This window comes from Mesotoga sp. UBA5847 (assembly GCF_002432735.1).
Classification (GTDB): domain Bacteria; phylum Thermotogota; class Thermotogae; order Petrotogales; family Kosmotogaceae; genus Mesotoga.
Map to the genome: position 1 here is coordinate 18,917 of NZ_DJGL01000060.1, position 12,532 is coordinate 31,448.

Here is a 12,532-nt window from a genome sequence, read left to right on the forward strand (position 1 = left end):
CTGGCTGTTTAATGCTAGAATGATTCTAGACTACTGCAGAGCGAGGCGTTTATGTGACGATTGAAGAAGGTAGCGACAAGCTGGAGAAATTCGTCTTCGCTCTTCAGGAGCGAATGAAAGAACTGGATTGTATCTACAAGATCTCCAGCGCGCTTCACGGATCCTCGACAGCAAATGAAGCAGTCAGTCTGCTAATTGATCAGCTTCCCAAAGGATTCAGGTTCACCGATCAAGTATCTATAAGAATCGAATTCAACGGGAGTATCTGGAATTCTGGAGACAATTGGTCGAACGAAAGGGCGATCTCTTCCGACATAGTCGTAAATGGAAAGAAGATGGGAGAGGTAAGTATATCGCTTATCAACGAATCACTCTTCAAAGATGAACCTTTCCTGAAAGAAGAGAGGAAGCTACTCTTATCCGCGACTTCGGTTCTTTCAAATACACTAGAGAGAATCTCGATTCAGGACGATATGAAGGACAGTCTAGAAAGGTTGACTTTTGCAATAGACGCCTCGGAAGAAGGTGTGTGGGATTGGAATATCAAGACCGGTCACGTTTTCTTCTCAAGAAGATGGAAGGAGATGCTGGGTTTCTCTGATGAAGAGATCTCCAGTAGCGTAGAGGAATGGAAGAAGAGAGTTCATCCGGAAGATCTCGCTGAAGTGGAGTCTCTTCTGGAGAAATGCCTTACAGGCAAGACACCCAATTATCAGCTGGAGTATAGGCTTATTGGGAAGGACGGCTCGTCTGTCTGGGTTCTCGACAGTGGAAAGGTAGTATCGAGGAACAGTAGCGGCGAACCCTTGAGAATGGTCGGGATCCATACGGATCTAACACAGCACAGAGCGGCCGAAATGAGACTCCAAAGGCTTAACAAGTTGCTAACACTGATGTTAAGGGCAAATGAGTTCTTGGTTCATGCAAAGGAAGAAGCATCTCTTCTCAATGGACTTTGTGATATCGTCGCCAAGATTGGAGATTTCCCGCTTGCCTGGGTAGCTTTTAAGAGGCCCGGAGAAAAGACTCTTGACCCGGTTGCCGTCAGCGGAAAGGCAAAGGACTATCCGTTTGAAGTTGCAATTACCTGGGATGAAAGCGAACTGAGCAGAAGTGCCATAGGAAAAGCTATTAAGACCGGAATGACCGTTATTACCAGAAGCATTGATCGTTCCCCCGATTATCTGCCTTGGAAAGACACTGTTTTGAAGTACGGGCTGAAAGCCTCGGTTGCAATCCCTCTTTTAGTCGATAAGAGGGTAATAGGCAGCCTGGTGATTTACTCGGAGTATGAAGACGCTTTTGATAGCGAGGAAGTTCGACTCCTAGAGGAGCTTGCTGAAGACATCTCATTCGGCATTTCATCAATGAGAATTGAAGCTCAGCTAGAACACCAGAGCGGAGTTCTTTCCTCAATTAGAAGAGTTAATCGTCTGATCGTTACCGAAAATGATATCGATGATCTCATAAAGAAGAGTGCCGAGTTGATGACCGGCTCCAGAGGGTTTGAGAGATGCATGATTCTGTTGACCAATAATGGGGACCTTTCAAGCTGGGCCGCCTCGGGCTTCAGTAGATCTCAACTGCTGGAAATAGAATCCAGTTTAGAATCAGGTCATATTCCTCCCATGCTGAGAGAGGCAATGGAAAGGGAAGGCGTTATTTCGATCGGAAGTAAGGAATACCACGAGAAGTGCTTGACATTTAGCGACTCCGGTGATCTTGCGGTGTTTGCAAAAGGCTTAAGAGTTGCTGACAACTGCATGGGGGCCATGGCAGTTGTCATTAAGGCAAGTTTCTATCTTTCAAAGGAAGAAAGAGACCTCTTCTCCGAAATAGTCGACGATATCTCTTACGCAATCTACAAGCTCAAGCTTGAGAAGAACGAGAAACTTCTCCAGAGAAGATTCTCTCTGTTCATGGATAGACTTCCGGGAGCAGTATTCATTTCGGACAGCAATTTGAGAATGACATACTTCAACGATTTTGCAAGCAAGATGTTCGGGTTCAAGGACGACTGGATTGGAAGAGATCCGAAGGAAAACTACCCCGGAAAGCTAGGCAGAGATATACTTGACGACGACCTGCGAACTCAGAATGGAGAACAGATAGTGAGGGAAGAAAGGATTATGGCTGCCGACGGTCAGGAGAAGATCCTCTATGTACAGAAATTCCCCATACCTTCCGACGGCGACAAACCGATGATCGCCGCTATCGCTCTGGACATTACAAGTCGAAGGATTGCCGAAATGGCCCTTAAGAGGCTTGGGAGTGTCATAGATCTCTCGTTCAATGAGATGTATTTGTTCGACCCGGACTCATTGCGTTTCCTTCAAGCGAATAGAGGAGCTACGGAAAACTCGGGTTACACTCTTGATGAACTGCGTAAAATGACTCCTCTGGATCTGCAACTTAAGATGGATAGAGGAGTTTTTGAGGAAGTTCTGAACAGACTCAAAAAAGACCCGATGTCCTATGAAGTCTTTGAGACCGAGCATGTCAGAAAAGACGGAACTGCCTATCCCGTGGAAGTGAGACTTCAACTACATGAAGACGAATATGAGCGTGTATTCGTCGCGATCGTTCTAGATATTACCGAAAGAAAGAGATCAGAGGAGTCGGTTCAAAGAAGCCTTGAATCACTAATAAACACACTGTCATCTCTTGTCGAGGCGAGAGATCCATACACTTCCGGCCATCAGAAACGGGTGAGTGAGCTTTCAGTTGCTATTGCCCGAAGACTATATTCAGATAATGATAAATACAAGGACATTATCGAATCGATTCGAGTTGCCGCGTTGCTTCACGACATAGGAAAGAGTGCGGTACCGACAGAAATACTGACAAAGCCCGTGAGACTTAACGATCTCGAGTATCACCTTGTTAGAGAGCATTCTGCAAAGGGTTACGAAATACTTAAGGGAGTCTATTTCCCGTGGCCTATAGCGGAAATAGTGTTCCAGCATCATGAAAGGCTTGACGGCTCGGGTTACCCTCGAGGACTTAAGGGAGACGATATTAGAATTGAAGCCCGAATAATCGCCGTAGCCGATGTTGTTGAAGCTATGTCTTCACACAGACCATACAGAGCTTCGCTGGGAATGGACAAGGCCCTTGAAGAGATAATCCAAAACTCGGGCAAGTATTACGACAGAAAGGTCGTTAATGTCTGCCTAGAAGTCTTCGACGAGGGATTTGAGTTCAAATCCTAAAGCTCTGATACTCTCTCAAGAATGAAGTTGTTCGTTGTTGATTCCTCGCCACCTGCCGAAGGCAGCATTCCGACCTGGCCGTTCTTGCCCAGCCTTGCGTCTGAAGTTTTATTCCAGAATCACTTCCTGCGCAGAAGCGTCACCTCCCGACATAGTCGGCCTCGCCTCTTGCCGAAGGCAGCTTTGCGTCCCCAGAGGCTTTTCTGTGCCTTGGCTCTTTCCCCAATGGATCTTCTAAGAGAACCTCCGGTCAAGATGCTTCAGGTATGTCTTCACAGCTGAAGAGGTGTTCTTCAGCACTTTACGACTTATTCGGTCAAGTTCGCTTGTATCTTTACAAGCAACCAGATTGTCATAGTAATCTTTTGAGCACTCTATTCCGGAAAACATCGGCGGGTCCTCGTCGAGCAAAGTCTTGATTGATCGCTCGGTCTCGGGAAGAAGCCGCAATGCTTCCCTTCTCGTTGTTTTAGCCACGACTTCTAGGGATTTTGGATCGTTGGGCTCCGCGGTCTTGATCTCTTCAATGTACGTACCGTACTCTCTCCAAAGCCGGTAGCCTAAGTACCTGTCGTGGAATTTGTGGAATGTGCTTATCTTCTTGAACTGCCTCTTGTATAGAAAAGGAATCTTGAGTACTTCGAAGAGGGTCCCCGGAGAGGTGTGGTACGGGGTTCCGCAGTCCTCGAGATAGTGAATGGCACGGGCCGCAAATCTCAGTGCCCAGTACCTGTCACCCTTTTGCATAGCTAGTTCGCTCATTTGATCGAAATGAAGGAATCTCTTTGTCACTTCGCCAAAGCGAAGTATGATGTGATACTCTTCATGTCGCCACATTCTGCTGCTTCCCATAAACCTTTGCAGTGGAGAGAGCTTTAGGTCTCTGTCCATTCCAAAATCAGGTTCATAAGAGTAGATGGTCATTATCTGCCAGGCGGGGGCTTTGCCCTCGATCGGCACCGAATTCTCGAAGAAATCCAACCGCAGCTCTTCGTCCGAATCGGAAAGGTACTGTCGCCCCAGATAATCTTCGAAGCCTCTCTCTGAAAGACTGTAAGGGCCTGGGTCTTCTTCTTCATAAGTATAAGGCGTAACCTCTACTTTCTCAGAGAGAAAGCCCTTGCACCTATCCAGACAGTAATAGGTCAGAACATCATGACCATCCATATCAGCTCTTTATGACCCATGCACTTTTCTTTGAGAAGAAAAGTTCGGTTTCCTTGCCTACAACGGGAAACTTTCTTTCAATCGGGTTGAAAGTCACTGCGTTCAACCTCTTTCCATCCGGAAGTTCTATCTCATATTCAACATTCGATCCGAGGAAGACATACTTCAAGACCTTCCCATTAAGAATATTGATCTTGTCTTCTTCCCTGTCAGAAAGGGATTCCGGTCTCAATACTATCCTAACACTGTCTCCGACAGCGAATTCACCTCCCTTACTGCCCACAAACCTCTTTCCCAGAGAGCTGCACAACACGGTCACTGAGTCGCCGTCGACAGATTCCACTTCCCCGTCGATGAAATTGACCCGTCCGATGAAATCTGCTACAAAACTGTTCTGTGGTCTGGCGTAGATATCAAACGGACTTCCTATTTGCATTACTTTTCCGTCGTTCATTACCACAATGACATCGGAAATACTCATCGCCTCTACCTGGTCGTGAGTAACGTACACACTGGTGATGTCAACCTCTTGCTGTATTCGACGGATTTCGAGCCTCATCGATTCCCTCAATTTCGCATCGAGATTCGAGAGCGGCTCATCAAAAAGAAGAACGCTCGGCTCCATAACAAGGCTTCTCGCCAATGCAACTCTCTGCTGTTGACCGCCGGACAGTTGATCTGGCCGTCTCTTTTCAAGACCCTTAAGACCCACCAGGTCTGTCATCTCCCGTATCTTTTTCTTCATGGTTTTCTTATCAAGTCTCTTCAGCTTCAGACCAAAAGCGATATTCTCCTCCACAGTTAGGTGAGGGAAGAGAGCGTAACTCTGGAAGACCATCGAAATGCTCCTCCTATTGGGAGGCAGGTTTGTGACGTCCTTCCCATCCAGCAAAACTCGACCATTTGTCGGAACTTCGAACCCGGCAATGATTCTCAATGTGGTCGTCTTTCCACATCCCGAAGGACCCAGGAGTGTTACAAGCTGCCCCTTTCCGATTTCTTGATCGAAGTCGTCAACGGCGACTGTTTCTGTACCATAACTCGTGAAGACTTTTCTAACATTTCTCAGAATCAGACTCATGTAATCACCCCTGTCCCGCCGTTCCACCGCTGGATAGACTAATTTTGTTCTTCAGGAAGATCTTCAATATAAGAATGAAGCTCATAATCATACCGATCAACAGCACAGAAAAGGCACATGCTTCCGATAGACGTCCGGAATCACTCTGACTCAGTATCTGAACTGTTATCAGGTTCCATCTGGCCGAAACAAGAAATATCGCCGCGCTGATTGCAGTCATCGCCCTTACAAAGGCAAAGACTAGAGCGGAGAAGAAGGCCGGCATAATAAGGGGCAGCGTCACTTTCGTGAAAACCTGCCTGTTATCTGCTCCAAGTGTATATGCCGCCTCTTCGATCGCAGGATCTACCTGGTTGAGCAAAGCAACACCCGACTGTATTCCAACGGGTATATATCTGAAGACGAAATTGAGAACGAGTATTGCCAAAGTACCAGTCAGCAGCAACGGAGGCTTGTTGAATGCAAGAATATAACCTATTCCGATTACTGTTCCCGGAACTGCGAAACTTAGCATTGAAGTGAATTCCATGACTCTTCTTCCGGGAAAGACTTTACGAACCAGAAGAAACGCGATTATCATGCCAAGAACGGCAGATATCGGTGTGGATGTGAAAGCAATAATGAGAGTGTCCTTGATTGCTTCCAGTCCAACATCAAAGACGTATCTGAAATTCTCGAGGGTGAAGGTGTTGTTCATCCCCCACGCCTTAACGAAAGCTCCCCAGAATATAGTTGCATAAATAGTCAGCGTGAAGACCGCAATTAACATACATAGGGAGAATAGAATCCATTTCACCGGTTTACTGACGCTTTTCAGGACGGAAGTCGTCGGTTTCCCTGTAACCGTGACGTACTTCTTCTTCCCTACCCAGTACTTCTGGATTACGAATGCCACTATGGAAGGGAATAGCAACCAGACCGCGAGGGCAGCGCCCCCTCTAGTATCAAACATTCCGGTTATTTGCAGGTATGCCTGAACTGAGAGCACGGGAAATTTGCTGCCTGCAAGAATCAAAGGATTTCCAAAGTCGGCGAGCGATTCTATGAATAGAACGAGCATTGTGCTGGCAATACCCGGAACCGACATCGGAAGAATTACTTTCCTGAAGGCCTGCCATCGATTTGCACCGAGATTGAAGGCGGCATCCTCAAGTGTCGGACTGATGGTTCCTATAACGCCGTCCAATGTGATGAAGGCAACCGGAAAAAAGCAGACCACCTGGGCCATCATGAGACCCCATAAACCGTACACCGGGAAATTCCTGATCCCGAATATCCCGGCGGTAATGATCCCGTTGAATCCGAATAGCATTATGATAGAAAGTGCGCCAATAAACGGTGGAAAGACTATCGGCAGAACGGCAACGGTTCTGAAAAAGCCCTTCAGCGGAATATCCGTTCTGTTAAGAGTGTAAGCAAACAGATACCCGACAAGCATTCCGAATATTGCCGTAAGGCTAGCCACCAAAAGGCTGTTGAAGAAGCCCTGCCTCATGTATCGATTCGAGAAGGCGTGGCTGTACGCGCTCAGGTCAAATCTGCCCTCCTTGTCGGTCATACTGACCGCGAAAACCCTGAATAGGGGATAGACAATGAATATTGCCAGGGCAGCGAATATCAGGACTATTATCAAAAGCAGAACTGGATCCCTAAGAAGATTCAGAAACCTATTTTTTGCTTCTTCTCCCCTTATAGCCACAGGACGACCTCCTATTAAAGAGGGGGATTTCTCCCCCTCAAAGCAAATCTAAGTGATCGTTAGTATGGAAGCACTTCGTTAATCCATCTTTCGATAAGTCTGGTCTTGTTTTCTGCAGCCCAGGATGGATCTACTGAAACAAGGTTAATGGTCGAAAGAGGCTGCAGACTGCCGAAGTCAACATCTGGCCTGATCGGGTAGAAGAAGGTTTTTTGATCAACCACCTGCTGCTGACCGGCTTTTGACACAACCCAGTCAATTAACTTCTGGGCATCGGTGAGATTCCTGGCACCCTTTAGAATCGAAACGGATGCCACTTCGTATGGTACGCCCTCCTTAGGGAAAATCACGGTGACGGGATATCCCTGTTCCATGAACTGGAAGAAAGCAGGGGTGAACTGAATTCCAAGCGCAACCTGACCGGGGCCGACGGCCTTGGAGGGTCCAGTTCCGCTCTGTGTGTAGGTCTGGATGTTTGGAGCGAGATTTTTCAGATACTCGAAAGCCCCGTCTTCACCGTAAATCTTCACAAGACCAGTTATCAGACTGTATGCAGTTCCTGAAGACTGTGGATTTGGATATTGTATCATTCTCCTGTATGAAGAATCAAGGAGATCTTCCCATGTTTCCGGTACAGAAGCTTTGATCTGCTCAATAACTGAAGTGTTCACTCCAACGCCAAGAGGATTCATGTAAATCGGGTGATAATAGCCCTCAACATCATAGAATTCTGGAGATACACCGTACACGCTCAGTGTCTTATACGACTGCGTAAGTCCCCTTTCCTTTGCAATAATGTGATTTTCCAAAGGAGCCCCAAACCAAACATCTGCCTGTGGATTGTTTGATTCTGCTTCGATTCGTGCAAGCGCCGGCCCGGATGAAAGAAATACGAAATCTACCTTGACTCCGGTCTCCTCTACAAATGCGTTCAATATCTTCCTTGCATTTGCCTCATCCACACTGGAATAAACCACCAGGTTTGAAAAGGCCGCTGCTACTAACATCAGAAAGATCGTAAGGATAAGAACTCGCTTCATAAATCCACCTCCTATTAGTGTAGCTATATTCTATCATCATGAACTGCTAAGTAGAATGTTTCCAAACTAATTCCTACAGACCTTGATCACATCAAATCTACCAAATCATCTCTCACGAAATTGAGCATCGAGATCAAGCTTTGACAGTTCACCGATCATCTCAGTTTTTTCCAAAAATCAGCGAAAACAGTTATGAAAATATAGTTTCACTATGCTATTATTATGAAAAGATAGTTTCATAAAATAAGTGATTAACTAATTCCTTGCCGAAAGGTTGATAACAATGGTATCCGAAGAAATAGCGAAAATAAAAGATGGTTTATCGCCTGCTTACAAAAGGATAGCAACCTATATTCTCAAAGAATACTCGCAAGTGGGATTCATGTCCATTGAAGAACTCAGCTCTATGGCCTGCGCTAGCAAGGCATCTGTAGTCAGATTCTCTAGGCGTCTCGGTTTCTCGGGATTCAATGAACTGAAAAAGGCTATCCAGCGCGAACTTAGAAGAAGGCTATCTCCGTATGAAAAGATCGCAACGACAGAACTTGACATGGCTCCGGTGGAAAACCAGTTGAAATTGCTAAGACAGAATGAGATCAACAATCTCAAAAACACTCTGTCCGGGATCAGAGAAGAAGAGCTTCACAAATGGGTGGACACTATAAGGACAGCCAGGAACATCTATTTCGGGGGCTTTGGCGCTACAAGACACGTGGTTTCGTTGATGCGGTACACAATCTCCGTTCTCCAGCGGAAGCCGACCTGGTTGTTGTCGGGATCGGTCTCCGACTTTTCCTTCAAAATAAAGCTTATGGAAAGAAATGACGCTCTGATAGTTATGACCTTTCCTCCATACTCAAAAGAAGTGGAATACATGATCGACTTTGCACGTGAAAGAACCGCAAGAACTCTGCTCGTTACAGATTCCATTGACTGTCCGGTCTATTCAAAAGCCTATTCGTCGATTTTGTGCGAGAACAACTCACTTCTGTTTGGCAATTCCTTCGTCGGACCCGTTGCAGTAGCGGAAATGATAGGGAACTTCATCATTCTAAGCGAGAAGAAGACCGGCATGGAGGAGATGAGAAGGTTGTTTGAGGTAGAGGAGAGAGGTTACAAGGCAATAAGTACTGAAGGAAAGAGCAAGTAGTTTCATCGCTTGTTTGTGAAGGCTCTAATTTGTGAAAAGAAAAAAGGAATCGAAGAGGGAAATTGACTTAGCCCACCGCGGCATCTGAATTGCTTTTTAAAGAGGAGTGTTCTTGTTTTCATCAAGGAAGATTCTATTGCCTGAAACGAGGTGTTTGCATGAAGGCCATCATTGTACACGGCGGTACCGGAAGCTTTAGTAGCGTAATAGACGCCGATGAACACAGAAGAGGAGTCGAAGAGGCTGTCAAGCAAGGATTCTCAACTCTTCAGAAGATGAACAACGCAGAAGAAGCCGTTGTTACCGCCGTGTCCGTGATGGAAGAAGATCCCACCTTTAACTGTGGCAGGGGATCGGCACTTACTTATCGCGGCGATATAGAAATGGATGCTGCGATAATGGACAACAACCTAAATGCGGGGGCGATTTCCGGACTTAAGAGAATTCTCCATCCCATAACGGTGGCACGGGCCGTCATGGAGCAAACCGATCATGTTTTGCTTGCCGGAGCCGAACTGGAGGAATTCGTTACAGTTCTAGGGTTTCCTAGGGAAGATGAACTGATCGTTCCGAAAAGACACCTTCAGTGGAAAGAAGAACTTGAAAAAATCGCCAGAGGCGAGAAGACTAGATTTGGAAAGAGCGTCAAGCTGGCAAAACAAGCCGAGAAATATCACTCTACCTGCGGTGCGGTCGCACTAGACGACCACGGAAGAATGGTCGCCGGAACATCCACGGGCGGAATGATGATGAAAAGTTTCGGTAGAGTGGGAGATAGCCCCATTTTGGGAGCAGGAACCTATGCGGACTCATTCGGTGCAGTCTCCGCAACGGGTCATGGAGAAAAGATCATGAAGCTCACACTGAGCAGGCTGGTCGCCTTCTTCATGGAACAATACCCCGCTCAAAAATCCGTAGACATCGCTCTCGAGAGAGCCAGATACTTCAACTGTGAATGTGGACTCATAGCGATCGACAGATATGGGAACATCGGAATTGGTCACACTGCCAAAGATATGTCTTGGGCCTTCATAAGAGAAGGGAATTCACCTGTAATCTTCTAGGTGTAACTAGCCCCCTGTTCTTCCACGGGAAGCTCTCTACTCTGCGACTTGAGTTTTCTAACGATCATGAATGCAAGAATAGCCGCAATGAAAAGTGTAAAGAAATCTGCAACTGTTTGAGAATAAATCACTCCGTTGAGTCCGAAAAACCTTGGCAAGACAATCACTGCGGGAATCAAGAAGAACCCCTGCTTCGACATCGAAAGCAAGCCAGCCGCGAAACCTTTTCCAAGTGCCTGGAACAAAACCGTGAAGGTTATCACGAAGCCGAATGTGGGAAAGAAAATGTTTACCGCCCTAAAGGCTCTGGAACCCACATCGATGACTTCGGGGTCATTACTGAAGATGCTGATAATCGAACCAGGTATTGTCAACCCGATTATGGCAAAAACCGTTGCAAAGACCGTTGTCACGATCACCGAAAATCTCAGAGCTTCGAAAACTCTCGAAAACTTCTTTGCGCCGTAATTATAGCCAGCAACCGGTTGAAATGCTTGACCGTATCCGAATAGAACCATCATGCCCAACATAAGAACCCTCATTGTTATTCCGACGGCCGCAACGGCGTGGTCCCCGTAGTTTCCGGCGGCGTTATTCAACAGTGCAACGGCGAAACTGGACAAGGATTGTCGCAAGAATGTCGGAAGGCCGATTTTGAAGATTTCAGAGTATATCTGAAGAGAGAACCTGTACAGCCTTATCGATAGAGTCGTGTAACTCTTCTTACGAACGAAGTACTCGAGGATTATCATCGTCGAAACGGACTGAGAGATTACAGTTGCGACGGCCGCTCCAGTTATTCCCATTCCAAGGCCAAATATAAAAACCGGATCGAGAGCGACATTCAGTAGAGCTCCCGATACCATGGCAACCATGAATCTCTGGGCGTTACCCTCCGCTCTAACTAGGTTGTTCATTGTCATATTCATCATGGTGAAGATCGATCCCATAATGATTATCATTGTGTATTCCCTAGCATATTCCATTATTGTCTCAGTTGCGCCAAAAGCAGTCAGGAGCGCGTCCAAGAATATCAATCCAAGGAATGTAAATACTATCCCGGTCGCCAGACTCGTAAATAGAGCCGTAGATGCCGCTTTATCAGCCTGTTGCTTATCTCCTGCACCGAGCAAACGCGAGACATACGAAGCCGCTCCCACGCCATAAGTCAGACCAACGGCTCCAATCAGATTGAATATCGGAAAAGCGACTGCAACTGCGCCTACGGCGCTTGTGCCTATCCGCCCAATGAAGAAAGTATCGACTAGATTGTAGATAGCATTTGTCAGCATTGCAACGATTGAAGGAATTGAAAGACCGATGAGCAGAGAGGGAATCTTCATCGTCCCCATTGCCCTGGCTCTTTCTTCGGAACTCCTGAATCTCAACTGAAACCCTCCAGCATAAACGAAAATCCACTCTACTTCATAATACACCAAGATAATGAAGTTATTTGTCACGCTAACAATACCCTTGAATAGCAGATCTCAAAAGACTGTTCTTGAGCAAAGTGTTCCCATCAAGTTCGAGGCAAATGTACCCCTTCAGCTGCTATTTCGGGGTTTATACTCTCGTTGCGATAGGAAAAGACCGATAGGCATATATCGTCCTTACATAGAGCGATCGAACCGATAAGAGGCCTCATTGGCGCGAGGAGGAGATTACATGAGAAGAATGAAGCTAATATCAGGTTTTCTCTTAGTCTCAATAATACTGCTTTGTGGATCGGTTTTTTCCGAAGAACCGATAGACGAGATGTACGAACCTAATGTTGAAGAGACAGTCGAAGAAGATTCCCTGAAAAAAGAAAACATGGAGGCGAGAGGGTTCTACCTGGAGGAAGAAGTCAACGAATCCTACGTTTTCGTGGTGAATGTCCCCTCTGTCAAAGATAATGCAGACAATCTAGAGTCACTCACTTTAGAAAACATGGAGGTCAGAGGTTTCTACAGAGAAGGCGAAGAATACGAAGATCCCTCATTCTACTATTTCGCATCTTCGGTCTCTTCTTTGAAGTACGAAGGATATGACACAGACCCAATCACTCTGGAGAATATGGCCGCAAGAGGATTCTACAGAGAAGGGGAGGAAGAGGGGGATCCCTCATTCTACTATTTTG

9 protein-coding genes are annotated in these 12,532 nt (G+C 46.4%); 4 read left to right on the forward strand and 5 right to left on the reverse strand.

Features of this window, described 5'->3' with window-relative positions; all coding sequences use genetic code 11:
- The first annotated feature begins 53 nt into the window (after positions 1-53).
- Positions 54-3,212: a PAS domain S-box protein gene (locus tag B3K91_RS06180; protein WP_292593301.1), complete on the forward strand. Its 3,159-nt coding sequence runs from the start codon at positions 54-56 to the stop codon at positions 3,210-3,212.
- Positions 3,213-3,446: 234 nt separating this feature from the next.
- Here B3K91_RS06180 and B3K91_RS06185 read toward each other — a convergent pair whose 3' ends face one another.
- From B3K91_RS06185 to B3K91_RS06200, 4 genes are read right to left on the reverse strand one after another with little or no spacing between them, the layout of a single operon-like run.
- On the reverse strand, positions 3,447-4,379 hold the full coding sequence (locus B3K91_RS06185; protein WP_214060087.1) for a hypothetical protein: 933 nt from the start codon (positions 4,377-4,379) through the stop codon (positions 3,447-3,449).
- Position 4,380: 1 nt separating this feature from the next.
- Entirely contained in the window at positions 4,381-5,460 is a 1,080-nt protein-coding gene (locus B3K91_RS06190) for an ABC transporter ATP-binding protein (RefSeq protein WP_102819017.1), read from the reverse strand.
- A 4-nt stretch (positions 5,461-5,464) separates the two neighbouring features.
- Positions 5,465-7,159 (reverse strand): ABC transporter permease, encoded by a 1,695-nt coding sequence (locus B3K91_RS06195; protein ID WP_214078931.1) that lies wholly within the window; start codon positions 7,157-7,159, stop codon positions 5,465-5,467.
- 59 nt (positions 7,160-7,218) lie between these two features.
- Positions 7,219-8,199 (reverse strand): ABC transporter substrate-binding protein, encoded by a 981-nt coding sequence (locus B3K91_RS06200; RefSeq protein WP_292594320.1) that lies wholly within the window; start codon positions 8,197-8,199, stop codon positions 7,219-7,221.
- A 283-nt stretch (positions 8,200-8,482) separates the two neighbouring features.
- On the opposite strand from B3K91_RS06200, the gene B3K91_RS06205 reads away from it, so the two are divergent.
- Positions 8,483-9,349 (forward strand): MurR/RpiR family transcriptional regulator, encoded by an 867-nt coding sequence (locus B3K91_RS06205; RefSeq protein WP_214059986.1) that lies wholly within the window; start codon positions 8,483-8,485, stop codon positions 9,347-9,349.
- Positions 9,350-9,507: 158 nt separating this feature from the next.
- Positions 9,508-10,413, forward strand: a complete 906-nt coding sequence (locus tag B3K91_RS06210; protein ID WP_214059987.1) for an isoaspartyl peptidase/L-asparaginase family protein — start codon at positions 9,508-9,510, stop codon at positions 10,411-10,413.
- On the opposite strand, the gene B3K91_RS06215 is transcribed toward B3K91_RS06210, so the two are convergent.
- Complete coding sequence (locus B3K91_RS06215) at positions 10,410-11,801, reverse strand: MATE family efflux transporter (protein WP_292594324.1); 1,392 nt, start codon at positions 11,799-11,801, stop codon at positions 10,410-10,412. The genes B3K91_RS06210 and B3K91_RS06215 overlap by 4 nt on opposite strands.
- A gap of 277 nt (positions 11,802-12,078) precedes the next feature.
- Here B3K91_RS06215 and B3K91_RS06220 point away from each other — a divergent pair.
- Positions 12,079-12,532 (forward strand): hypothetical protein (locus tag B3K91_RS06220; RefSeq protein WP_292594326.1); only part of this gene is annotated, 454 nt, incomplete at its 3' end.